We start from the raw sequence: 24,057 nt of genomic DNA on the forward strand, positions 1-24,057 counted from the left end.
GTTTAAATAATAAATAGGTAAAAAATGTCAGGACATTACGAAGCTCCGATAAGGGAACCTCTAATTATTGGTCACAAAACTTATCACGATATTACGGAAGATATCGCACGACCTATCGAAGAAAGAGCAGGTAAATTATGGTGGATCTCACTATATGCTGCACTAGTTCTATTCCTCTATGGATTCGGCTGTATTGCGTACACTATCGGGACAGGTATTGGAGCATGGGGGCTTAACAGAACTATTAACTGGGGTTGGGATATCACCAACTTTGTATGGTGGGTAGGTATCGGTCACGCCGGAACCCTAATCTCAGCAGTATTATTATTATTTAGACAGAGATGGAGAATGTCTGTAAACAGATCTGCAGAGGCGATGACGATCTTTGCGGTTGTACAGGCTGCAATCTTCCCTGTAATTCACATGGGTAGAGTTTGGGTTGGATACTGGGTATTCCCTTTACCAAACCAATTCGGTTCTCTTTGGGGGAACTTCAACTCTCCTCTACTTTGGGACGTATTTGCGATCTCAACGTATTTCTCAGTATCAACTGTATTCTGGTTCATGGGACTTATCCCTGACTTTGCAATGATCAGAGATAGAGCTAAAACCCCTTGGACTAAGAAAATTTATACATTCCTAGCATTCGGTTGGGGTGGTAAAGCAAAACACTGGCAAAGATTCGAAGAACTTTCTTTGGTTCTTGCAGGTTTGGCAACTCCACTTGTATTCTCAGTACACACTACCGTATCTTTTGACTTCGCAACTTCAGTTATTAAAGGATGGCACTCAACAATCTACCCTCCTTACTTCGTAGCTGGTGCGATCTTCTCAGGATTTGCAATGGTACAGACACTATTGTTAATTGCAAGAAAAGTTTGTCACTTAGAAGAATATATTACAATGTATCATATCGAAATTATGAACATCGTAATCGTTCTTACTGGTGGTATGGTAACCGTAGCTTATGCTACTGAATATTTCATCGGATGGTACTCAGGATCTAGATTTGAAGATTTCACATATCTTTCTCCAGGTGCTGCTGTAGGACCTTACTGGTGGGCATTCTGGTCATTGATCATCTGTAACCTTGTGGTTCCTGCTTCTTTCTGGTTCAAAAGACTTAGAACGAACATTATCTGGACATTCATTGTTGCATTGATCATCAACATCGGTATGTGGTTTGAGCGTTTTGATATTATCGTTATCAACCTTTCAAGAGACTACTTACCAGGATCATGGACAATGTTTAAGCCAACGATCATTGATGTGGGTGTATATTTGGGAACTATCGGATTCTTCTCTGTATTATTCTTACTATACGCAAGAACATTCCCTGTAATTGCACAGGCTGAATTAAAATCGATTCTGAAAATTTCAGGTGAAACTTATAAAGCAAAAGAAGGAGATGAGCACCACTAAAATTGTATACGGACTTTATGCTGACGACGACGATTTAATGAACGGCGTTAAAGCATTCAACGATAAAGGAATCGCTATAAACGAAGTATATACTCCGTTTCCGGTTCACGGACTAGACAAGGCTTTAGGGTTAAAGAAAACTAGAATTTCTGATGCCGCATTTTTATATGCTCTTTACGGTGTTACTATCGGTGCTACTGTAACTTGGTATGTGATGAATCATGACTGGCCTCAGAATATTGGTGGTAAACCAGCTTTTGACTGGGCACACAACATGCCGGCATTCGTAGTTCCAATGTTCGAATTAATGGTATTCTGTGCTGCTCACATGATGTCTTTAACTTTCTTGGTTAGAAACAAAATGTATCCGGGAGCTCCAGCTCAGAACCCAGATCCAAGAACTACTGATGATAAATTCATGATGGAATTTGTAACTGAAGATGTAGAATCTGTAAAACAGTTGCTTATTGAAACTGGAGTTGAAGAAATAACTGTTAAAGACGCTTAAAATGAAAAAGAATGTATTAAAAATTACAGCAGTTTTAGGTTTAACAACGGTTTTACTTAACTCTTGTGGACCAAAGGAGAATACTCCGTTGGTATATTTCCCGGACATGTATTTTCCGGTAGCTTATGATCCATTGATGAAAGCACAGGATGCTTATTCAGATCATGAAAATGAAATTCCTGCTTTTGTTAAAAATAGTGGCGCGACAGGTCTTGCTCCAGTAGAAGGATCAGTTTCTCAAAATAAAGATGGAGTTTTTGAAGAAAGCTTACTACCTAAGAATGTTGACGAGTACAACGCTGGGTATGACGCTTCCAAAAAACTTACAGTATCTCCTCTAAATCCGGCTAATGCAGCTAAGGATATTGAAAGAGGAAAAATATTGTTTGATCACACTTGTGCGGCATGTCACGGAACAGGAGGTGATGGACAAGGACCTATCGTACAAAGTGGGGCATTCTCTGGAGTACCCAACTATGCAGACAGAGAAATTACTGTAGGATCTGTTCATTATGTATTAACAAACGGTAGAAATGCAATGGGATCTTATGCGGGACAACTGAACGCAGGAGACAGATGGAGAGTAGCATTGTATGTGATGAGTGCTTTCAAGAAAGGAGCAGCAGCACCGGCAGCAGCTACAGCGGCGGCACCAGCAACAACTGAAACGACTACCGAAACTAAAAAATAAGAAAAGAAATGTATAGTTTTTCACCAAAATTAAAATCAACTTCTATAATACTTCTTGTTGTAGGTTTAGTTCTTTTCGGTATTGGTTTCTTTATGAACAAAGGAATTTCTACTGAGAAAATAGAACAAATGATGGAAGCTGTTCATGCTTCTGGTCATGATGCTCCTACACACTCAAGTGAAATGGTTGGACCACAGGATCACGCAGCTCATTTAGAGCATGCTGAGCTTCAGATTCACAACCAGCCATTAGCATCGCTGCACTTTGTAGCTGTCTTTTTCTTTGGAGTAAGTTGCGCTGTACTGTTCTTCTACTGTATTCAGCACGCAGCTCACGCAGGATGGCCTATTATCATCACAAGAGTAATGGAAGCTATTGCTTCTTATATTCCTTACGGTGGGGCAATTCTGGTTATCATGATGATCTTGAACATCACTCATAATGGTCACTTATTCCACTGGATGGACCCTGAATTGACAAACCCGGAATCTGCACATTTTGATGTGATCCTATTTGAAAAGAAAAGATTCTTAAATATTCCTTTCTATGCAATAAGAACTTTAATCTACGTGATTGGTGCTTCTTTCTTTGCTTGGAAATTAAAAGCTCAGTCTAAAAAAGTAGATGAAACTAAGTCTAAAGTAGAGTATCAAATGCTTTACAGATGGGCAGTAGGATATATCGCATTCTTCGGATTTGCTTCTGCAGCTTGGGCTTGGGACTGGTTGATGTCTATTGACCCTCACTGGTATTCTACAATGTATATCTGGTATTCAATGGTTAGCTGCCTTTCAAGTGGTATTGCTGTAATCATTTTATTAAGTGTTTATCTTAAGAAAAATGGTTTCTTACCACAGTTCAATGACAACCACTTACACGATTTAGGAGTTTTCCTTTTCGCTACAAGTATGCTTTGGACATATACATGGTTCGCTCAGTTCATGCTTTACTGGTATGCAAACGTTCCGGAAGAGGTTAACTACTTCTTCGGTAGATTCCAGCACTATGGTACTACGTTTTTACCAATGCTGATTGTAAACTTCTTATTACCACTATTGGTATTAGTAAGCAGCAGCATCAAGAGAAACTACAAAGTGGTTACCACAATGGCTGTAATCGTTATCTTAGGACACCTTTTAGATTACTTCAACATGGTAATGCCGGGAACGGTAGGACCATACTGGAACACTCCTGAAGTATTCTTATTAATTCTGGGAGCAGTTCTATTCGTAGCTGGACTATTTATGTTTACTGTACTTTCAGCTTTATCTAAACTGAAGTTGATTCCTACAGGAAACCCATACCTACACGAATCTGAAATTTATGAGTATCCTTTCTAAGGACTTGTAACAAAATAAAATTATAAAAGACTGATTGTTAAACAATCAGTCTTTTTTTATGCAATGACGCAAATAAGAATTTTCAGGCAACCATTTTCTACTTTTCCCGTCTTTATATAAAAGTCTGTTTTATTATTAACACCGAAACCAAAATACTGCTATGAAAAAAACTCATCTTCTATACCTTCTGTTCTGTCTGCTTTCCGTATTTACGAATGCACAGGTCATAACTTTCGTTTCTGAAAAAAGTAATAATCCTCTTCCCAGAGTTTCTGTATTTGGCAAAGACGGAAGCATACTTGCCTACTCTGATATTGATGGCAAGATTGACAAGCAGTCACTGTCTCCTGCTCAGGAAAAATTTCAGCTGGTCTATAATAATTTTCCGGTCGCCACCCTATCCTATTCCGATTTTGATCAGCCAGTCATTAAAATAAACGACCAGGTAAAAGAAATTGAAACCGTTGTTATTAAAAATAGCAAACCAGCCAAATATATTTTCATCAAGGGAAATTTTAATGCCTATGTAACGGTAAACAATAAACTGAACAGCTATGCTGACGGAATTGTAACCTACATTTTTGATAATAAATCCAAAAAGCTGAAAAGTACAAATGTTGAACAGTACAGAATTTTCAGATTGGCAGAATCTAAAAATGAGAAAAAAGAAACTTCATCATGGGATTATGGCAACTCTCTTCAGCTTCCAAAACTCAAAAACGTAGGAAATCCTGAAGAATATAAAACAACAAAAAATATCATTAAAGAATTAAAAGGCGACCGCAAAGATCAGATTGAAGTGACTGGCGGTGCCCTGCAGGATAAAGAATTTTCATTCTTTGGATATAGATTTTATGACATAAGAACAATCCTAAATATGTCCTTCGAAAAAGGCTCAGAAAAAACGCTGAAAGATTTCCTGGAGTACAATGAACTTGTTTTTATAAAATTGAAACATAAAAGCGAACCGAATTACAATCAGATAGCAGTTTATACTAATTTTTATCCCACAGAACTTAACTTCAGCAATGATAATGATATTGAGAAAGTGAAGTTTGATAAAGACAACAGCAATTACAAAACATCCTACTGGCAGGATTCTTCATTTCCCAACATGCAGACTATTTTCAGCACCTTTTTCAAGGATGATTTAAAAGAGCAAACAAATAAAAAATAATAAGAATCCTTTTCATGATCACTTTCAATAGTACAAATACCAATATTGAATTCTAAAATTAAAAGAACAGCATCCATTCCTATAAAAAAGTAATAAATAAGCAAAAAACATAAAGTAAAAAATAAAATCCAGTATTAATAAAGGTTTTATTAAATTTGCAACAAACCAAATAAAAATGAAAAAGTTTTCTTTTCTACTTGTTTTCAGTCTGTTGCTTTTTACAGCATGTAAGAAAGATCATGTAGATGCTACGAATACTAAAACACTGCAGTCAAGTATCAATGATATGACTTCCAGTTTACCTACCATTAAGCAGATTAAGTTTAATGAAGCTCTTTATATCCTTAAAACATTTGGCGTAGAGGCAGATGGTGATATCAATGAATTGAAAGCTCTTGGTAAATTGATCAACGGGAAAAAAGTTCCTGAAGTCATGGCACTTGCAGACGAAGTTGCACAAAAAAACGGAATAGAATGGGCCAGCACTGCCCCACCATCACTTGGAGAAATGAATATTTTCGGCGATGATAAAGCCAAAGAAAGTGACCCTAACGACGTTAAGGCCGGCTCATTAACCCTTATAACAAACCCTACAGGAGATGATGGATCTGGAGCACCTACTGCAATTCAGATCGTTCCAAGACTTGTGGATGCGGCTGGAAAACCCGTAGCCTTTACTGGTGCAGGTCTGGAAGCTACATTGGAAGTCTTCAGTAATGGAGTAAGACTTGCTACAGCCAAAAACCTGATGCAGGATAATAACTTCAAAGGATTCAACCTGAAGTTCTCTTCCATTCCGGCAGCAAAGGTTATCGACAACAAAATCGATATCACGGTTTCTGTAAAAACGACAGCGAAAACCTTCAAAATGTCAAAAATCGGTCTTGATGTGAATGCGGCAGCTCTGAAAGTTCCTGCCATTCCTAAAACCGATACAACAGCTGTACCAGAACAACCAAATGCTGTAATAGATCCAAATAACCCATCTGCTACCACTGGAACAACTACAGATCCTGCGACAGCTACTCCAGCTACACCAGCAGCTCCAAAACAGCCAACCGCAGATCCTAAGAATACAGTAAGCAAATTTTTGAACAGTGTAAGTTCACAGAACTTAAAAGCGGCATACGAAACAGCCAGCAATCCAAACTGGGGAAGCTATGAGTCTTTCTCAAATCCTACTTCAGGTTTCGGATCTGTGAAAAATGTGAGCGTAAAGAATATTACAACAAGCGGTGCTACAACCAACAGTGCTAGCGTAAATGCGACCTATGATGTAACAGATAAAAGTGGTAAAACAACTTCTTTAAAAGTAACATTTGGGCTTAAAAATGTAAACGGAGACTGGAAAATTTCCAGCTATAAAATCAATTAATAAATGGCTTCAGCAGAACTGATCAAAAATTTAGAAGAAACAATTGAAAATATCCCTGATTTTCCGATTCCGGGAATACAGTTTAAAGATATTTCACCCATCTTTTTAGATCCGAAACTTTATGAAGACGTGATTGCAGATCTTGCAGCCTTCAGTAAAGGGAAAGTAGATGCAGTCTGCGGAATTGAAAGCCGTGGTTATTTGTTCGGAATCGCTATTGCTGTAGCACTGGAAGTTCCATTCATTTTAATCAGAAAAGCCGGAAAGCTTCCTCCCCCTATCATTTCAGAAAAATATGACCTGGAATATGGAAGTGCCATTATTGAAACCCGTGAAGGGCAGATAAAGCCGGGACAAAGAGTTTTGATTCATGATGATCTTTTAGCAACAGGAGGAACTACTGAAGCAGCAGCCAAATTGGTAGAAAAACAGGGAGCAACAGTTGCCCAATTCAGTTTCCTGATTGGCTTAAAAGGCTTGAATGGTGATGAAAAGCTGAAAAAATTTGGTGCAGAAGTGTATCATATTTTAGGATATTAAAGTTAAAACATATATGCTTCGGCAAGCTCAGCATGACAATACTAATAATTTACTGTGAAATTAGAAGTGCCATGCTGAGCTTGCCGAAGCATCTTTTTTTAATAAATTCATCATTCACCATTAACAATTCACAAAATTTCATCAATAATACTCACAAAGTATTTTGTAAATCTCTCAGAAACAATTAAATTTGCATTTCAATTTTTAAAAACTTATGGCAAAATTGGGAAAGAGTGCTCAGAACGAGCAAGAAGGTAAAGAAACGGTTGAGTTCTTTAAAGACCTTGACAGAGAAGCTTTAAACACTGAAAGATTTGTTGAAAAATATTCAAAACCTCTAGGTTTTGTATTTGGAGCATTAATTTTAGCCGTTTTAGGATTCTTCGCTTACAAGCAATTTGTAGTTGCTCCAAAGAACGTTGAAGCTGTGAAAAGTTTCCTTTCTGCTCAGAAAAGCCTTACTGAAGGCAAAGATAAAGATGCTTTGGGAGGAAAATCTGCAGCCAACCCAGGTTTTGTAGGTACATATAACGAATATTCTTCTACTAAAATCGGTAAGCTTTCATCTTATAACGCTGGTTTACTGAAGTTCAAAGAAGGAAAATTCCAGGAAGCTTATGATCTTTTAGATCAATTTTCATCTGACAACAAAACTTTAGTAGCAATGAAATTCGGAGCTATGGCAGATGCAAAATCAGGTCTTAACAAAAATGATGAAGCTCTGGCTTTATTAGACAAAGCAGCAACAGCTTCTGATGATCCTTACACAGCATACTATTTTACAAGAAAAGCAGGTATTGTTGCTTTAGGGTTAAAGAAAAATGCAGAAGCTAAAAAATACTTCTCTGCAATTGATGAGAAATATCAGGACTACGACAACGGAATGTCTGATTCTTATATTGAAATGACTAAATATTACTAAAAAATGGCAACAGTTAATCTTTCCGATTACAAGCCACTTCATATAACTAATGCCGAAGATTTTTCTATCGGCATTGTTTTTTCTGAGTGGAATGATTTTGTAACGTACAATCTTCGTGATGCAGCTTTGGAAATTCTTGAAAAAGAAGGGGTAAAACCTGAAAATATCAAACTTTTCCCTGTTCCCGGAGCTTTTGAACTCAACTATGCAAGCATGCAGCTTTGCAAAGAGAGAAAATATGACGCAGTAATTTCTATCGGATGTGTAATCCGTGGAGAAACGCCTCATTTTGACTACGTATGTTCTGCAGTAGCACAGGGAATAAAAGACTGCAACATTATGACTGATACGCCTACCATTTTCTGTGTATTGACAGATGATACAAAGGAGCAGTCTATCGCAAGAAGCGGGGGTGACCTTGGAAACAAAGGGGTAGAAGCAGCCATTACAGCTTTAAGAATGATTGATTTCAAAAAGAAATTATCTGATAAAAAAGGAAATATAGGTTTCGGACATTCTTAACCGAAAATCAACCATAACCAACACAAAGGGACTATTTTTTAATAGTCCTTTTTTATTGGTACAATTTTAAATCTAAAATCTTATTAATAAACAGGATGTTTTTGTTTTTTTCCATCAAAAGTAAAGTACAAAAACTATCTTTGTGAAACTAATATAGACAGTAAATACATGTTTTTAAGAAAAATAAAACCGTTCCTCTATTTAGGAGTTTTCTATCTTATTATTTCATTGATAATAAGAACAGTATTCTTTTTTCATCCTATTACTACCGCTAGTTTTGGATTTTTCGAAGTTATAAAAGTCCTGTTAATAGGCCTGGTGAATGATATTTTTGTATTCATGCTTGCCAGTGTTATTCTCGCGCTTTACTTTCTCTTCCTTTCCAATTCAAAATATAAAAAACCTTATGGCTACATTATCTTTGGAGCACTGGTTTTATTCTTACTCTATATCTGGCTTATTCCCAACAACATTTTCAAGCAATATGGAGGTTCTGTAACAGAAGTGGCCCTTGCTTTTGTAGGTATAAAGACTCTTTTCTTCGGACTGATGCTCTTCCTTCCTACACAAAGAATAAAGATTCGTAACACCCTATATTTCATCACATTATTATTATATGTTCTTCTGATTATTTTCAACGGAGTAAGTGAATACTTCTTTTACAATGAATTCGGAGTTCGTTATAATTTTATTGCAGTAGATTATCTTATCTATACCAATGAAGTCATTGGGAATATTATGGAAAGTTATCCTGTTGTTCCATTGTTTTCCGGGATAATGATCGTTACACTTACCATCACATGGTTCATTTATAAGAAAACGAAAGATGAGCTGCTTGAACTTCCGGATTTTAAACAAAAAATGGTTCTTCTGGGTAGTTTTATCGTCCTTTGCGCTCTTAGTATGCTGGCAATACCATCTTTAATGCAGATCAAATCAGATAATGTTTTTGCTGACGAAATTGAAGCCAACGGACTTCCGAAGTTCTATTGGGCCTTTACTCATAATGAGCTGGATTACTTCCAGTTTTATTCCCAGATCAATCAGCAGCAGGCCGAAAAGAATTTCCTTAGCCAGTATCCACAGCAGACATTATCAAGAAATATCGTTGCTGAACAGCCTGAAACCAATAAAAATGTAGTATTGATCTCCATTGAAAGTCTTTCTGCCGACTTCATGGAACACTATGGAAATACACAAAAAATAACGCCATTCCTGGACAGCCTTGCCGAAAAATCACTGATGTTTACCAATCTGTATGCTACCGGAAACAGAACGGTACGCGGACTGGAAGCTTTAACATTGTGTATTCCTCCTACAGCGGGAGAAAGTATCATCAAAAGAGATGACAATAAAAACAAATTCACAACCGGAAATGTATTTAAATCCAAAGGGTATGATGTTAAGTTTTTATATGGTGGTTACAGCTATTTTGATAATATGCAGGACTTCTTTAGCGGAAACGGCTACGGAATTGTAGACCGAAATAACTTTAAACCTGAAGAAATCACTTTTGCCAATGTTTGGGGAGTTGCTGATGAAGATATGGCTAAAAAAGCTATTCAGGTAATGAATGCTGAAGCAAAATCAGGAAAACCATTTTTCAATCACTGGATGACGGTTTCCAATCACAGACCATTTACTTATCCTGACGGAAGAATAAATATTCCAGGAACTGCAAAATCCCGTGAAGGTGGTGTAAAATATACCGATTACTCTCTTAAACTGTTCTTTGATATGGCTAAGAAACAAGACTGGTATAAAAACACTGTTTTCGTTATCATTGCAGACCACTGTGCTTCGAGTGCCGGAAAAACTGAACTTCCAATGGATAAATACAGAATCCCTGCAATGGTATTTTCAGAAGGGTTTATTCAGCCTCAAAAGTTTGATGCACTGATGTCCCAGATCGATGTAATGCCAACCGTTTTAGGACTATTGAACTTCAGCTACCAATCTAAGTTTTTGGGTCAGGATGTCTTCAAAAAAGAATTCCAGCCTAAGGCCTATATTGCAACGTACCAGGATTTAGGACTTGTAAAAGACGGCCGTCTTACCATTATTTCACCGGTAAAAAAGGCAAAACAATATTCTTTAGAACTGGAAAAAAGTGATTTAGCTCCGGCATTTAAACTCTATTACAACGAGAAACTCTTAAAAAATACAGACCAGAAATTGGTAGATGATGCCGTATCAGCATATCAATCTACATCCTACTGGTTAAAAACGAAACAACTTAACAGATAAAGATCTAGATATTTTTCGCTTATAGTTTGGCTTAAAATATTTAAATTAACGAATAAATTTATTACTATGAAATGGACAGACGACAGAGGCGGAAACGTTGATGACCGCCGTGGTTCCGGAGGTGGAAATGGAGGTATGATCGTAGGCGGAGGACTTGGAACTTTAATTATAGCAGCTATCGTGTTCTTTTTGGGAGGTGATCCATCCGGTATTCTGAATTCTGGCAGTATGCAGTCTTCAGGAAATTCCGGAGAACAAAGAGAACTTACAACTGGTGAAAAACAGATCGGGGAAATGGTAAAAATGATGGATGCATGGAATAGCCAGACCTGGACCCAGATTTTCAAAGAAAATGGGATGACTTATACTGATCCGGGTATTGTTCTTTTTGAAAATACAACTTCTTCAGCATGTGGTACAGCTCAGGCTGCCATGGGGCCCTTCTATTGTCCAGCAGATCAGAAAGTCTATATGGATATGAGTTTTTTCGGTGAGCTTCAGCAAAAATTCGGAGCTAAAGTAACGGAATTTACGGTAGCTTATGTTCTTGCCCACGAAGTAGGACATCATGTTCAGACTCTTTTAGGAACCACTCAAAAAGTGGATCAATTAAGAAGGAGCGGAAGATATTCTGAAGAACAGATGAACAGAGTATCCGTGGCTACAGAATTACAGGCTGATTTCTATGCCGGAGTTTGGGCGAAAAGGACCAATGACACCAAACATATACTGGAATCTGGAGACATTGAGTCTGCCATAGATGCTGCAGAAGCCGTTGGAGACGATAACATTCAGAAAAGAGGCCAGGGATATGTCAATCAGGAAAGCTTTACTCACGGATCGTCTGCACAACGTAAAGAATGGTTTATGAAAGGCTATAACACCGGAGATATCAGACAGGGTGATACTTTCAACCAGCTATTAAAATAGTTTATCAGAATCAAGATGATACAAAATAAAAATGCGGTCTTACTTTAAGACCGCATTTTTTATTTATTGTAATTCAATAGGATTAGAATTTTTCTTGGCTTCTTCCTTTACCCTTTCTTCCATTCTTTTTCTCATATCGGCAGGGCTCTGATTTCCTCCACCGCCTCCAGGGCCTCTTCCGCCGCCGCCTACTCTCATTGTAGTCGCAAACCCACCTTGTCCACCACTTTGATTCATGAATGACATGGGATCAGTTTTAAACTTTTGCTGCTGTTTTAAATAATCTGCTCTTTTCACTTTTAAAGTATTTCCAAACTGGTTCAAAGTCGGGAACTCAGCAATTTTATAATTTTTCATTAAATCAAAAGAATATTCACCTTTCTCATCTTCTACTTTTACGATCAGCCCCGGAAGCCCTCCAAACTTGTAAGGCCCATCCTGATAAGGAAGATCTGTTGTAAACCAGGCAGTCCATTTTCTTCCTCCAAAATCAGTTTCAGCCTTCTGAACTTTATACTCTCCTATTTTTCTTGTTTCTGATTCAATTTTCCAGTTCAGAGGTCGGTCTTCTTCATACGAATAGATATCTCTGCCAATTCTGTCTTTAAAGTAAGTCTTTTGGTTTGTTTTATCTTTTTCTACAGAATAATTGATATTCGTTCTCAAACCTTCCATCTGATCTCTGTTGATACTTCCTCTTCCGCCTCCACCTTGAAATGCTTTTTGCATGACAGAGTCTCTTTTGATCCTGTTTTCAGAATAAAACACAGATTTTTCCGGAGAAATGTCCAGATAAGCATTTTCTGTCTTAATGTCTGTTTTATTTTCTGCATCAGGTTTCATAGTCACCTGATACACAAACCTGTTTGCCTGTGCAGAAACATTCTGTATAAAGAGTGCCAATGCGATAATACCTAATTTTTTCATTTATATTTTTTTATTTATTTTAACTCAATTGGGTTTTGGACTGTATTAGTAAAGGAAGGACTTTCTACAGACGAACTTTGTAACATAGGAGAACCCTGATTTCCACCATCCATTCCGCCTCTGTGCATTCCGCCACCTCCGTGGCCTCCGCCCCTCATTCCTCCTCCGTTCATTCCACCGCCCATGCCGCCACCATGTTTTCCACCTCCGAAATTCATATTTCCGCCTCCGTTATTTCCAGCCATCGCTTTTCTATTTTTACCAAACTCCAGTTCCAGAGCAGCTTTATCTCCATGGAAATTAACTCTTGTACTTTGTTTAGCATCAGAGCTTATCTGTTCTTCAAAAGCATTTTTAATGATAATTTTTTGAGCAAGATCAAATTTGTAATCTCCTTTATCATCTTCCAGCTTCACAATCAACCCCGGTAATCCAGAAAACTTATAAGGTCCGTCAGATAGAGGAATCTCTTTTGTGAACCATGCCGTCCAGATCCTTCCTCCAAACTCTGTAACTGCTTTTTGGGCAGAATATCCATTTTGCTTCTCAATAATATTTGTCACTTCCCATTTTACAGGTCTGTCTTCCTGATAGTAAATCTGTTTTCCGGCCGCTCTTTCATAATAATATACTTTCTGGTCCGGAATACTTTTAGAAATAAAATATTCAAAAAAAGTAGGTTCAAAATGTTTCTTTCCTTCCAACTTTGAAAAATCTTTTTCTTCTTTTTTATCATTTTCTTTTACTTCTGATCTTAGAGAAGTAAAAAGAGAGTCTCTTTTCAGTTTATTTTCGCTGATGAATAATGACCGCTCTCCCTTAACATCCAGAAAAGTTCTTTCACTTTTCATACTTACCAGATTAATAGAATCTGGGTTTACAAGCGTTTCATAAACATATCTTGTAGTCTGTCCGTAAGACACTACGGTGAAAAACAATACAAAAAAAAATATTATTTTTTGTCCCATTACCAATTTTCTTTATAGATAGAAAATACGATTCAAGGTTAAAATCAGAAGTAAAATCTTCACATCAGGATAAGAAATTTATCTAATTTTAACATAAATCACCCCCTTCAAGATCGCTATTAATATCAGAATCATTAAAATAGATATCTTCGATTTGAGATTGCGGAAATTAGTTCGTATTTTTGCATCATTAAATCATTCTAAATAAATACAATGATAAAAGTATCAGACTATGCAAAGGAGAAAGCTATCCAGTTGATGACTGAAGATGGTTTTAACCCTGCTGAAGATTATATAAGAGTAGGGGTGAAAAGCGGCGGATGCTCTGGTTTAGAGTATGTTTTAAAGTTTGATAACCAAAAAACAGACACGGATCAGATATTTGAAGATAATAACATCAAAATTATTATAGATAAGAAATCCATCCTTTATTTGGCTGGAACAACTCTTGAGTATTCAGGAGGATTGAACGGAAAAGGGTTTGTATTTAACAACCCGAATGCATCCAGAACATGTGGATGTGGAGAATCATTTAGTCTTTAGAGAAAAGGCCTTAGATCCTAGACTTCAGACCTCAGAATCATTCTGAATTTTGAAATCTAAAATCTAAAATCTAAAAAAAAATAATGAGTAAATATACAGAAGACGATCTAAGAGTCGATCTAGAAAATAAAAAATATGAATTCGGTTGGGAAACGAAGATTGATTATGAAGACTTCCCGATCGGTTTAAATGAGGATATCGTCCGTGCCATCTCTGCTAAAAAAGAAGAGCCGGAATGGATGACCGAATGGCGACTGGAATCTTTCAAAATCTGGTTGAAAATGGTAGAGCCTAACTGGGCGAATATCAAGTATGAAAAACCAGATTTTCAAGCAATCCGTTATTATGCTGCTCCTAAAGTAAAGCCTGAACTGGCAAGTCTTGACGAGGTAGATCCTGAATTATTGAAAACATTTGCAAAATTAGGGATCAATATTGAAGAGCAGAAAAGACTTTCAGGAGTTGCTGTAGATATCGTAATGGACTCAATTTCTGTGAAAACCACTTTCCAGGATACATTGGCAGAGAAAGGAATTATTTTCTGTTCAATTTCTGAGGCTATTAAAAATCACCCAGATCTGGTAAGAAAATATCTTGGAAAAGTAGTTCCAAGAGGAGATAATTTTTATGCAGCATTGAATTCCGCAGTATTCTCTGACGGAAGTTTCTGTTATATTCCTAAAGGCGTAAAATGCCCAATGGAACTTTCCACGTATTTCCGTATCAACCAGGCAGGAACAGGACAGTTTGAAAGAACCCTTCTTGTAGCTGATGAGGGAAGTTACGTTTCTTATCTTGAAGGCTGTACAGCACCGTCAAGAGACGAAAACCAGCTTCACGCTGCGGTAGTGGAACTTATTGCTTTAGATGGAGCCGAAATTAAATATTCTACCGTTCAGAACTGGTATCCGGGTAATGAAGAAGGTAAAGGAGGTGTATTCAACTTTGTAACGAAAAGAGGACTTTGCGAAAGAAATGCAAAAATCTCATGGACACAGGTAGAAACAGGTTCAGCAGTAACATGGAAGTATCCTTCTTGTATTCTGAAAGGTGACAATTCTATCGGAGAGTTCTACTCTATTGCGGTAACCAACAACCACCAGTATGCAGATACAGGAACGAAAATGATCCACATTGGAAAGAATACCAAATCAACGATTATTTCAAAAGGTATTTCTGCAGGAAAATCTCAAAACTCATACAGAGGACAGGTGAAAGTAATGCCTTCAGCAAAAGGAGCAAGAAACTTCTCTCAATGTGACTCCTTATTGATGGGTAATGAATGTGGAGCTCACACTTTCCCTTACATTGAAATCAAAGATCCTACTGCACAGTTAGAGCACGAGGCAACGACTTCAAAAATTGGGGAAGATCAGATTTTCTACTGTAACCAAAGAGGTATTGATACAGAAAGAGCCATTGCTTTGATCGTAAATGGTTTCAGTAAAGAAGTTTTAAACAAGCTTCCTATGGAATTCGCTATTGAAGCACAGAAATTGTTGGAAATTTCACTGGAAGGTTCAGTAGGATAATCCTTAAAAAAAGATCTATTAGATACAAACAAACTGATTAATGGCAAGGTTTTCAGCGTTTTTATCAGATCAAAAACCGTTACATACGGAAATATAAGTTCTAATCTTCACAGAGGATTATGACAAACATAAAATATAAAAAGCTTCTCTTCGTCTGTTGAGAATACTGCAGATAATAGGTATTATTATACTTACAGAGAAGAAGCTCACACAATTATAAAAGCAAAAGTTAGCAAGAATGTTACAAATTAAAGACCTTCACGCCAAAATTGAAGATGGCGCAGAAATATTAAAAGGTATTAATCTTGAAATAAAGCCAGGCGAAGTTCACGCTATCATGGGGCCGAACGGAGCTGGGAAATCTACCCTATCTTCTGTAATCGCTGGAAAAGAAGATTACGAAGTGACTGGTGGAGAGATTCTTTTCCAGGGAGAAGACATCATTGAAGACGCTCCTGAAGATAGAGCTCACAAAGGAATTTTCCTTTCTTTCCAGTATCCAGTGGAAATTCCGGGAGTTTCTGTAACGAACTTTATCAAAGCTGCTTTAAACGAGACAAGAAAAGCAAACGGATTGGGAGAAATGCCGGCAAAAGAAATGCTTGCATTAATCCGTGAAAAATCTGAAAAACTAGGCATCAAGAAAGACTTCCTTTCAAGATCACTGAACGAAGGATTCTCCGGAGGTGAAAAGAAAAGAAACGAGATCTTCCAGATGATGATGCTTAATCCTAAACTGGCTATTCTTGATGAGACCGACTCCGGATTGGATATCGATGCTTTAAGAATCGTAGCAGATGGGGTAAATCACTTTAAAAATGAAGGAAATGCAGTTCTTTTGATTACTCACTATCAGAGATTGCTTAACTATATTCAACCTGACTTCGTTCACGTTTTAGCGGATGGAAAAATCATCAAAACCGGTGATAAATCTTTAGCGTTAGAACTTGAAGAAAAAGGTTACGACTGGCTTCTTAACTAAGAAGAAAATATATTATTTCAGAGATTACTTTTTTCGCAGTCATTCTTGAAATCACGGGAAAATAAAAATCTCTACTATTAAAAATTGGGTTCCCTATTCCTCGGAATAACAATATTTTAGTTAATAAAAAAAGAAAAAATGGTGCAAACCACAGATATACCAGTAATGGCATTAAAAGAACAAATTATAGAGAACCATAATGAATTTTTGGAGAGTCTTCGTCACCGATTTTTGGATGACAGCAGAAAAGCAGCTCTTCAAAGGTTTCAAAGCGTTGGTTTTCCGACAAAAAAAGACGAAGAATATAAATATACCAATCTAAAGGAAATCACGGAAAAAAGCTACAACTTCTTCCCGAAAGAGAGCCACAATATCACTAAAGAACAGTTTGATGAACTGCACCTTGGTGAAGAAAATTTTGATTGGATTGTTTTTGTAAATGGTAAACTTCACAAAGAACTTTCAAAAGTTTCTATTGAAAATGTAGAGTTCCTTTCATTCAACTATGCACTGAATGATGCAAAGCATAAAGAAGTTTTTGAAAAGTATTTCAACAGCATTGCTTCTAAGGAACAAGCTTTTACGAACTTAAACCTTGCCTACTGCAAATACGGTTTCTTTTTAAAAGTTCCTAAAAATGTAGTGATTGAAAAACCAATCCACATTTTTTATATTTCTCAGAATCAGGAAGAAAATACATTCTACAATACAAGAAACCTTTTGATCGTAGAAGAAGGCGCAAAAGTAGAAGTGATTGAAAGCCACCATAATTTTGACAGCACTTATGTATTGACAAACTCTGTAACAGAGATCTTTACATATCCTAATGCAAAGGCTGACTGGCACAAGCTTCAGAATGACAACAACACAACATATCTTATCGACAATACGTTCGCAAGACAGGAGAAAGACAGCTTAACAACTGTAAATACATTCACTTTCGGAGGTAAACTGGTAAGAAACAACCTTGATTTTATTCATAATGGATCCAACATCAATTCATTCATGAACGGAATCACCATCATCGGGAAAGATCAGCTGGTAGACCACCATACGGCAGTTCACCATAACTTCCCGAACTGTGAAAGTTATCAGAACTATAAAGGAATCTTCGATGGCAATGCCCACGGAGTTTTCAATGGAAAAGTTTTTGTAGATAAAATCGCTCAGAAAACAAACGCTTATCAGCAAAACAACAACGTGTTGCTAAGTGAAGGAGCAAGCATTGATACAAAGCCTCAGTTGGAAATCTTTGCAGATGATGTAAAATGTTCTCACGGATGTACAGTAGGACAGCTGAATGAAGATGCTTTATTCTACCTGAGAGCAAGAGGAATCTCTAAAAAAGAAGCTCAGGCATTGCTTTTATATGCTTTCGCAAATGATGCCATGCAGAACATTGATATAGAACCTCTAAAAGAGAAAATTTCAAAGCTATTGGCTGAGAAACTAGAAGTAGATATAGAATTCTAAGACTTATATATATTGATACGCAAAAGCACTTCTTTTTGAAGTGCTTTTATATTTCTTACAGATGTTATTTCTGTTTATTTTTTTAACCAGCCTTGGTTATCCTTATTATCTGAACGTTTCTTACCATTATCAAAATTGTAAGCCAGACCTACTCCCAATGTCTGCTTCAGCTGTGTTTTCCAGATCTGATTATGGTCATACAGCAGATCCAGGGTAATATTGGATGAAATATATTTATTGATCTTCATATTTAAGATCGCTCCATAAGCCAATACCAATCTATCCGGATGATCCAGATAATTAGAAAATACAGACGCTGTATTGGTCAGGTTAATATTCTCCATGATCTTGATCTTATAAATAGCAGTCCCGAGGAAACCGAACTGGAAAAGCGATGAATCACCATCATTTTTAAGGCCGTAAGTTCCTGCGGTTTGAAGATCCTTATCTAACACAAAAGTCCATCTTGCGTTCGCCGGACGTAAAGTCACGGTCAGATTATCATTAGGACGGTAAGTAACCCCTGCACCCACATTTACATATCCGGGAGCCATAAAATTGGAAATCTTTTTAGCATCAGGATTATTGCCATCTTCATATCCCGGAGCAAACTGAGTCTGAAGACCGGCTCCTGTAGAGAAATACCAGCTTTCAGCAAATTTTCTACCATAGTTTGTAGAAAGATTAATCACATCCTGAGTTTTTCTCACTCCTGTTCCCTGGGTATTATTCTGTCCATAGCCCAGAATAATGATATTTTCCCAAAGATCTTTCCCTTTTTCATACGTCAGGTTGTAATTGACACCAGCAAGCCATCCTACATTGTTGGCTCCACCTCCTACCCAGTTTGAAAAGGCCGCCTGGTTAAGCATTAATGTGTTTTGTCCCTGAATAGACCAGGCTTTAACAGTGTCTGCTGCCGGAGCATCTGTTTTAGTTTCTTGCGCCAAAGCCATCGCTCCAAAAGAAATGGAACTGATCAATAAAAGTTTTTTCATAATAATGATTTTTACAAATGTATAAATAATAATCTACGTCTAAATAAAATTCACTTTAAAATGAATTGAATATAGTTGATTTTTCGCTTATAATACAATGAAAACAAACTATTTAAACTACCCCATATTATGTCACAAACTTAAACCAACTTAAAACCACAGTATTTTAAAAACAAAAAAACGCCTCATTTCTGAAGCGTTTTTCTATTAAAATTGATGTATTCTATACTATTTTTTAATCCACCATTGACTGTCCTTACGTTCAGAACGTTTCACACCATTATCTATGGTATAAGCGAATCCGATTCCAAGGGTTTGTTTCATCTGTGTTTTTTCGATCTGATTGTGATCGTACAATAAATCTAATGTCACATTGGATGAGATATACTTGTTTACTTTCAGGTTCAATAGTGCTCCATACGCAAGAACCAGTCTATCCGGACGGTCAAGATAATTTGAAAAGACAGAAGCAGTATTCGTTAAATAAATATCTTCCATTATTTTCAGCTTATAAATTGCCGTTCCCAGAAAACCAAACTGTAATAATGAAGAATCACCATCACTTTTCAAACCATAACTTCCTGCCGTCTGAAGATCTTTATCCAATACAAAAGTCCATCTGGCGTTGGTAGGACGTAAAGTGACTGTAAGATCATCATTAGGTCTGTACGTGATACCCATACCGACATTCACGTAACCTGGTGCCATAAAATTCGATATTTTCTTTGCCTCAGGATTATTCCCATCTTCATACCCTGCAGCAAACTGGGACTGCAGCCCTGCTCCACCAGAGAAATACCAGCTTTTTGAAAATTTCCGTCCGTAGTTGGTAGAAACATTGATAACATCCTGGGTTTTCCTTATTCCCAATCCTTTGGTATCATTCTGTCCATACCCCAGAATAATGATATTCTCCCACAGATCGTTGTCTTTTTCATACGTCAGGTTATAATTGATCCCGGCAAGCCATCCTACGTTGTTGGCTCCCCCTCCTACCCAGTTTGAAAAGGCAGCCTGGTTGATCATTAATGTGTTTTTTCCAATCACTGACCAGTATTTTACTGTGTCCACCACAACCGAATCTTTCTTCAATTCTTCTTGTGCACTTGCATAAATCCCTATAAAAAAGGAAAGAATCAATAAAAACTTCTTCATTACTCAAATAATTTTCACTGCAAAAGTATTAATATAATTTTTTTTAAAGGCAAATTCAGCTTTAAAGAATCCTGTTTCATTAAAGTTTAATTACCTAACAATAAGATATCTCTATAAAATCAATGCCAAAATAATAAGTCTGAAAAATATTTGATACCTTTTGTCTTAAAATCAGGTGAGTAGAAATTGATTCATCGACAAATTTTCCGAAATTTACCATTGGCTTTTGATTTGACGTAAAATCATCATGTTTAAAAATGCAATTTCCAAAAGAGCGATTATATACCCATTGCTGATGCTTTCTGCGATGTGGCTCGGGTATTTTTTACAAATGCAGGGCTTTTTCCAAAGCTGCTTTGGAGCGATTATTCCGCTTTTGCCTGAAGGGCTTCTCGGTATAATTACCTCTCCTCTTTTGCATGGAAATATAGATCATATTATAGGAAACTCTATTCCGATAGCTGCACTTATGTTTTTGCTCTATCAGTTTTACCCTTTGGTAGCAAACAAAGTTTTTATTATCGGCTGGCTGGCAACAGGCCTTTTGGTATGGCTTCTTCCTCCTATCGACATTCTTTCCGGCGAATATATGTATACATGTACAATAGGAGCCAGTGGTGTAGTCTATGTACTTGCGTTCTTCCTTTTCTTCAGCGGGGTATTCAAATGGAATACAAAACTTCTGACTATTTCAATGCTTGTTGTGCTGTATTATGGAAGTTTAGTCTGGGGAATGCTGCCGGAAGAGCTGTTCTATAATATGCAGGAACCAAGTAAAATTTCGTGGCAGGCCCATCTTTCCGGAGCTGTAGTTGGAAGTATTATTGCCTTTGCTTTTAAAAATGTTGGGGAAAAGAAGAAAAAATTCATTTGGGAATTCCCTAATTATTATAGTGAAAAAGATGATAAATTGTGGCAGGAATACAAGGAAAATCATCCCGAAGATTTTATGGAACTTCCTTACAAAAAAAGAGATGATATCTGGGATCATTTGGATCAATTGAGGAAGAGATAAAAACTTATTTTCACTACATTTGAAAAAAAACACACATGATTTCCGAAGAATACCTTTACGCAATCGCCCTCCGCGAGTGCAGCCAGATTGGCGACATTCATTTTCATAAACTTGTCCGTACTTTTGGAAGTGCTCAGGAAGCATGGAAAAGAGCAAAGAAAGAATATAAAAAACTGGAAGGCATAGGGCAAAAAACAGTTTCAGATATTGGAAATAACAATCATTTGAAATTCGCAGAAGAAGAGTTAAATTTTTGTGAAAAGAATAATATTCAAATCAGGCTAAAACATCTTAGTGAAACCTCTCTCCTCCTCAATGAATGCAATGATGCACCCGCTATTCTTTATCAAAAAGGGAATATTGAAGATGCTGTTTCAAAAGTAAGCATTGTTGGAACCAGAAATATGACGTCTTATGGCAGGCAGTTTATTGAAGATTTTTTTGAAACTTCACAATCTTCAAAGTATGTATCAGTAAGTGGTCTCGCTCTGGGAGTTGACAAAGAGGTTCATGAGCAGTCTATTCGTCATCAGAAACCAACCGTAGCAGTCCTTGCACATGGTTTTCAATATTTATATCCGGCAAAAAACAGGAAACTTTCTGAGAAAATCCTTCAAGAAGGAGGTGCATTAATTACAGAATTCACTTCTTCTAAAAAACCGGACCGGGAAAACTTTATCCAGAGAAACAGAATTGTGGCGGGAATATCTCCGGCAACTATTGTAGTGGAAACCGCTTTTGGAGGAGGCTCTGTAAGTACAGCCGCTTTTGCCAATGATTATAATCGTGACGTCTTCGCCCTTCCCGGAAAAATTACAGATATCTGCAGTCAGGGATGTAATCAGCTGATTTTCCATAACAAAGCGACAGCCATTTCTACCCTAAAAGATCTTATCAGCATGCTGGGATTTAATGGTCCTAAAGAAAAAATTGAAGAGTTATTTCCTTATAGTGAGACTACAATACAATTATCTGATAATCAGAATTTAATATACCAATCTATTAAAGACCAACCTCAGATTTCTTTGGATGATCTGGCTCAGAAGATTGAGGTTCCCACTCACAAAATATTGCCAATAATTTTGGAATTGGAACTTTTAGGGAAAGTAAAATCATTTTCCGGGAGGCAATTTATCGTAATTTAAGATTTAACGATTTCTTAATATTGCATTATTTCACACATAACATTTCATTTTTAATAAAATTTGAACACAAATTATCAATTTAATAATATTACGAAACATTATTATTTAATTTTTAACAATGTTGAAATACAGTGTTGTGAATCTTGAAAAAAAAATTAAATTTGTTGACAATAATATTCAACCTTAATATATGGAACAATATAATATTGACCAGAAAATCCAAGAGTTTATTGCAAAAATTGAAGCAAAAAATCCTAACGAACCGGAGTTCTTACAGGCTGTAAAAGAAGTTGCCGTAACCGTAATTCCATTCATTGCTACTAAAAAAGAATACACCGGAATGAAGCTGCTTGAAAGAATGGCTGAAGCTGAAAGAATTATTATTTTCAGAGTTCCATGGGTTGATGATAAAGGAGAAATTCAGGTTAACAGAGGTTTCAGAATTCAGATGAACTCTGCTATTGGACCATACAAAGGAGGAATCCGTTTCCACCCTACTGTAAACTTATCAGTTCTTAAGTTCTTAGCTTTCGAACAAGTGTTCAAAAACTCTTTGACAACTCTTCCAATGGGAGGTGGTAAAGGAGGTTCAGATTTCGATCCGCAAGGAAAATCTGATATGGAAGTAATGCGTTTCTGCCAGGCTTTCATGACAGAATTGTGCAAGCACATTGGTCCTGAAACAGATGTACCTGCAGGAGACATTGGCGTTGGAGCAAGAGAAATCGGATATTTATTCGGACAGTACAAGAAAATCAGAAATGAGTTTACCGGAGTTCTTACAGGAAAAGGTCTTGCTTATGGAGGTTCATTAATCCGTCCTGAAGCTACAGGATACGGTGTAGTATACTTTGCTGAGCAGATGCTTAAGACTATCGGACAGAACTTCGAAGGTAAAACAGTAACGGTATCAGGTTTCGGAAACGTAGCTTGGGGAGTTATCAAAAAAGCAACTGAATTAGGCGCTAAAGTAGTAACTATCTCTGGTCCTGACGGATACATCTACGATAAAGATGGTATCAGCGGAGAAAAGATCGATTATTTATTAGAACTTAGATCTTCAGGAAACAACAGAGCTGAAGATTATGCTAAAAAATATCCATCTGCTGAATTCCACGCTGGAAAACGTCCTTGGGATATTAAGTGTGATGTTGCTTTCCCTTCTGCAACTCAAAACGAATTAGATTTAGATGATGCAAGAAAACTAGTTGAAAACGGATGTGTTTGTGTAACTGAAGCGGCTAATATGCCTTCTACATTAGATGCAATCAACTATTTCTTAGACAATAAAGTATTATTCTCTCCTGGTAAAGCTTCCAACGCTGGAGGTGTTGCTACATCAGGATTAGAAATGACTCAGAACTCTATCCGTCTTAACTGGACTTCTGAAGAAGTTGATGCAAGATTAAAGGAAATCATGATCGGTATCCACAAAGCTTGTAGAGACTACGGAAAAGACGAAGACGGTTATGTAAACTACGTAAAAGGTGCAAATATTGCCGGCTTCGTAAAAGTAGCAGAAGCAATGTTGGCTCAAGGAGTTGTGTAACAGAAAAAATAAAGGTTGGGAAAAATTCCCGACCTTTTTTGATATAGCCTGTTCCCGGGATAATGGGAAAAAAGTAAAAAGTGAAAGGAGAAAGCG

Annotated in this window: 22 protein-coding genes; 18 read left to right on the top strand and 4 right to left on the bottom strand. The window is 37.0% G+C overall.

The genetic code is table 11. The features are described 5' to 3' along the window. The first annotated feature begins 24 nt into the window (after positions 1-24). The 11 genes from nrfD (at position 25) to ypfJ (ending at position 11,674) form a co-directional block, all read left to right on the top strand. Entirely contained in the window at positions 25-1,422 is a 1,398-nt protein-coding gene (gene nrfD / locus AC57AW_RS05615; RefSeq protein ID WP_047380200.1) for an NrfD/PsrC family molybdoenzyme membrane anchor subunit, read from the top strand. Next, positions 1,409-1,930: a DUF3341 domain-containing protein gene (locus AC57AW_RS05620; protein ID WP_047376185.1), complete on the top strand. Its 522-nt coding sequence runs from the start codon at positions 1,409-1,411 to the stop codon at positions 1,928-1,930. Before nrfD ends, AC57AW_RS05620 begins: the two co-directional genes overlap by 14 nt. Position 1,931: 1 nt before the next feature. Next, entirely contained in the window at positions 1,932-2,621 is a 690-nt protein-coding gene (locus AC57AW_RS05625; protein WP_047380199.1) for a c-type cytochrome, read from the top strand. Between the two features lie 8 nt (positions 2,622-2,629). Next, on the top strand, positions 2,630-3,961 hold the full coding sequence (locus AC57AW_RS05630) for a quinol:cytochrome C oxidoreductase (protein ID WP_318847491.1): 1,332 nt from the start codon (positions 2,630-2,632) through the stop codon (positions 3,959-3,961). Between the two features lie 160 nt (positions 3,962-4,121). Continuing rightward, entirely contained in the window at positions 4,122-5,138 is a 1,017-nt protein-coding gene (locus AC57AW_RS05635) for a hypothetical protein (protein ID WP_496351124.1), read from the top strand. Between the two features lie 175 nt (positions 5,139-5,313). Then, on the top strand, positions 5,314-6,513 hold the full coding sequence (locus AC57AW_RS05640) for a hypothetical protein (protein ID WP_318847493.1): 1,200 nt from the start codon (positions 5,314-5,316) through the stop codon (positions 6,511-6,513). 3 nt (positions 6,514-6,516) lie between these two features. Beyond that, complete coding sequence (locus AC57AW_RS05645) at positions 6,517-7,053, top strand: adenine phosphoribosyltransferase (RefSeq protein ID WP_496351125.1); 537 nt, start codon at positions 6,517-6,519, stop codon at positions 7,051-7,053. A 214-nt stretch (positions 7,054-7,267) separates the two neighbouring features. Then, the gene (locus tag AC57AW_RS05650; RefSeq protein ID WP_318847495.1) at positions 7,268-7,975 is read left to right on the top strand and encodes a YfgM family protein; all 708 of its coding nucleotides are present in this window, start codon (positions 7,268-7,270) and stop codon (positions 7,973-7,975) included. Positions 7,976-7,978: 3 nt separating this feature from the next. Continuing rightward, on the top strand, positions 7,979-8,497 hold the full coding sequence (gene ribH / locus AC57AW_RS05655; protein ID WP_496351126.1) for a 6,7-dimethyl-8-ribityllumazine synthase: 519 nt from the start codon (positions 7,979-7,981) through the stop codon (positions 8,495-8,497). A 168-nt stretch (positions 8,498-8,665) separates the two neighbouring features. Beyond that, positions 8,666-10,744, top strand: a complete 2,079-nt coding sequence (locus tag AC57AW_RS05660; RefSeq protein WP_496351127.1) for an LTA synthase family protein — start codon at positions 8,666-8,668, stop codon at positions 10,742-10,744. Between the two features lie 66 nt (positions 10,745-10,810). Further along, positions 10,811-11,674: a KPN_02809 family neutral zinc metallopeptidase gene (gene ypfJ, locus AC57AW_RS05665; protein WP_496351128.1), complete on the top strand. Its 864-nt coding sequence runs from the start codon at positions 10,811-10,813 to the stop codon at positions 11,672-11,674. Positions 11,675-11,737: 63 nt separating this feature from the next. Here ypfJ and AC57AW_RS05670 read toward each other — a convergent pair whose 3' ends face one another. Beyond that, entirely contained in the window at positions 11,738-12,601 is an 864-nt protein-coding gene (locus tag AC57AW_RS05670; RefSeq protein ID WP_496351129.1) for a GLPGLI family protein, read from the bottom strand. A 14-nt stretch (positions 12,602-12,615) separates the two neighbouring features. Continuing rightward, the gene (locus AC57AW_RS05675) at positions 12,616-13,569 is read right to left on the bottom strand and encodes a GLPGLI family protein (protein ID WP_496351130.1); all 954 of its coding nucleotides are present in this window, start codon (positions 13,567-13,569) and stop codon (positions 12,616-12,618) included. 213 nt (positions 13,570-13,782) lie between these two features. Between AC57AW_RS05675 and AC57AW_RS05680 the strand changes: the two genes are divergently transcribed. The 4 genes from AC57AW_RS05680 (at position 13,783) to sufD (ending at position 18,099) form a co-directional block, all read left to right on the top strand. Next, complete coding sequence (locus AC57AW_RS05680) at positions 13,783-14,112, top strand: HesB/IscA family protein (RefSeq protein WP_027372006.1); 330 nt, start codon at positions 13,783-13,785, stop codon at positions 14,110-14,112. Positions 14,113-14,195: 83 nt separating this feature from the next. Beyond that, on the top strand, positions 14,196-15,644 hold the full coding sequence (gene sufB, locus AC57AW_RS05685) for a Fe-S cluster assembly protein SufB (protein WP_496351131.1): 1,449 nt from the start codon (positions 14,196-14,198) through the stop codon (positions 15,642-15,644). Positions 15,645-15,882: 238 nt separating this feature from the next. Continuing rightward, positions 15,883-16,626, top strand: a complete 744-nt coding sequence (sufC, locus tag AC57AW_RS05690) for a Fe-S cluster assembly ATPase SufC (RefSeq protein WP_318847501.1) — start codon at positions 15,883-15,885, stop codon at positions 16,624-16,626. 165 nt (positions 16,627-16,791) lie between these two features. Beyond that, positions 16,792-18,099: a Fe-S cluster assembly protein SufD gene (gene sufD / locus AC57AW_RS05695; protein WP_318847803.1), complete on the top strand. Its 1,308-nt coding sequence runs from the start codon at positions 16,792-16,794 to the stop codon at positions 18,097-18,099. A gap of 74 nt (positions 18,100-18,173) precedes the next feature. Here the strand turns inward: sufD and AC57AW_RS05700 are convergent, their stop codons facing one another. Together AC57AW_RS05700 and AC57AW_RS05705 are read right to left on the bottom strand one after the other, a co-directional pair. Continuing rightward, entirely contained in the window at positions 18,174-19,097 is a 924-nt protein-coding gene (locus AC57AW_RS05700) for a DUF3078 domain-containing protein (protein ID WP_496351132.1), read from the bottom strand. A 228-nt stretch (positions 19,098-19,325) separates the two neighbouring features. Then, entirely contained in the window at positions 19,326-20,252 is a 927-nt protein-coding gene (locus tag AC57AW_RS05705; RefSeq protein ID WP_318847503.1) for a DUF3078 domain-containing protein, read from the bottom strand. A gap of 247 nt (positions 20,253-20,499) precedes the next feature. Here AC57AW_RS05705 and AC57AW_RS05710 point away from each other — a divergent pair, with 247 nt between their 5' ends. From AC57AW_RS05710 to gdhA, 3 genes are all read left to right on the top strand, one after another. Continuing rightward, positions 20,500-21,267 carry a rhomboid family intramembrane serine protease gene (locus tag AC57AW_RS05710; protein WP_318847504.1) on the top strand — a complete coding sequence of 256 codons (768 nt, stop codon included), beginning with the start codon at positions 20,500-20,502 and terminating at the stop codon, positions 21,265-21,267. Positions 21,268-21,302: 35 nt separating this feature from the next. Next, a complete protein-coding gene (gene dprA / locus AC57AW_RS05715; RefSeq protein WP_496351133.1) occupies positions 21,303-22,412 on the top strand; it encodes a DNA-processing protein DprA in 1,110 nt (369 codons plus the stop codon). Positions 22,413-22,602: 190 nt separating this feature from the next. Beyond that, complete coding sequence (gene gdhA / locus AC57AW_RS05720; RefSeq protein ID WP_318847506.1) at positions 22,603-23,961, top strand: NADP-specific glutamate dehydrogenase; 1,359 nt, start codon at positions 22,603-22,605, stop codon at positions 23,959-23,961. Positions 23,962-24,057: the final 96 nt, after the last annotated feature.

It is taken from the genome of Chryseobacterium sp. BGA-UO-ETr-SB22, assembly GCF_059567885.1.

What these genes read in the sequence shown, in the direction of transcription:
- nrfD (WP_047380200.1), top strand. Translation starts at nt 25, where the DNA reads ATGTCAGGACATTACGAAGCTCCGATAAGGGAACCTCTAATTATTGGT.
- AC57AW_RS05620 (WP_047376185.1), top strand. Translation starts at nt 1,409, where the DNA reads ATGAGCACCACTAAAATTGTATACGGACTTTATGCTGACGACGACGAT.
- AC57AW_RS05625 (WP_047380199.1), top strand. Translation starts at nt 1,932, where the DNA reads ATGAAAAAGAATGTATTAAAAATTACAGCAGTTTTAGGTTTAACAACG.
- AC57AW_RS05630 (WP_318847491.1), top strand. Translation starts at nt 2,630, where the DNA reads ATGTATAGTTTTTCACCAAAATTAAAATCAACTTCTATAATACTTCTT.
- AC57AW_RS05635 (WP_496351124.1), top strand. Translation starts at nt 4,122, where the DNA reads ATGAAAAAAACTCATCTTCTATACCTTCTGTTCTGTCTGCTTTCCGTA.
- AC57AW_RS05640 (WP_318847493.1), top strand. Translation starts at nt 5,314, where the DNA reads ATGAAAAAGTTTTCTTTTCTACTTGTTTTCAGTCTGTTGCTTTTTACA.
- AC57AW_RS05645 (WP_496351125.1), top strand. Translation starts at nt 6,517, where the DNA reads ATGGCTTCAGCAGAACTGATCAAAAATTTAGAAGAAACAATTGAAAAT.
- AC57AW_RS05650 (WP_318847495.1), top strand. Translation starts at nt 7,268, where the DNA reads ATGGCAAAATTGGGAAAGAGTGCTCAGAACGAGCAAGAAGGTAAAGAA.
- ribH (WP_496351126.1), top strand. Translation starts at nt 7,979, where the DNA reads ATGGCAACAGTTAATCTTTCCGATTACAAGCCACTTCATATAACTAAT.
- AC57AW_RS05660 (WP_496351127.1), top strand. Translation starts at nt 8,666, where the DNA reads ATGTTTTTAAGAAAAATAAAACCGTTCCTCTATTTAGGAGTTTTCTAT.
- ypfJ (WP_496351128.1), top strand. Translation starts at nt 10,811, where the DNA reads ATGAAATGGACAGACGACAGAGGCGGAAACGTTGATGACCGCCGTGGT.
- AC57AW_RS05670 (WP_496351129.1), bottom strand. Translation starts at nt 12,601, where the DNA reads ATGAAAAAATTAGGTATTATCGCATTGGCACTCTTTATACAGAATGTT.
- AC57AW_RS05675 (WP_496351130.1), bottom strand. Translation starts at nt 13,569, where the DNA reads ATGGGACAAAAAATAATATTTTTTTTTGTATTGTTTTTCACCGTAGTG.
- AC57AW_RS05680 (WP_027372006.1), top strand. Translation starts at nt 13,783, where the DNA reads ATGATAAAAGTATCAGACTATGCAAAGGAGAAAGCTATCCAGTTGATG.
- sufB (WP_496351131.1), top strand. Translation starts at nt 14,196, where the DNA reads ATGAGTAAATATACAGAAGACGATCTAAGAGTCGATCTAGAAAATAAA.
- sufC (WP_318847501.1), top strand. Translation starts at nt 15,883, where the DNA reads ATGTTACAAATTAAAGACCTTCACGCCAAAATTGAAGATGGCGCAGAA.
- sufD (WP_318847803.1), top strand. Translation starts at nt 16,792, where the DNA reads ATGGCATTAAAAGAACAAATTATAGAGAACCATAATGAATTTTTGGAG.
- AC57AW_RS05700 (WP_496351132.1), bottom strand. Translation starts at nt 19,097, where the DNA reads ATGAAAAAACTTTTATTGATCAGTTCCATTTCTTTTGGAGCGATGGCT.
- AC57AW_RS05705 (WP_318847503.1), bottom strand. Translation starts at nt 20,252, where the DNA reads ATGAAGAAGTTTTTATTGATTCTTTCCTTTTTTATAGGGATTTATGCA.
- AC57AW_RS05710 (WP_318847504.1), top strand. Translation starts at nt 20,500, where the DNA reads ATGTTTAAAAATGCAATTTCCAAAAGAGCGATTATATACCCATTGCTG.
- dprA (WP_496351133.1), top strand. Translation starts at nt 21,303, where the DNA reads ATGATTTCCGAAGAATACCTTTACGCAATCGCCCTCCGCGAGTGCAGC.
- gdhA (WP_318847506.1), top strand. Translation starts at nt 22,603, where the DNA reads ATGGAACAATATAATATTGACCAGAAAATCCAAGAGTTTATTGCAAAA.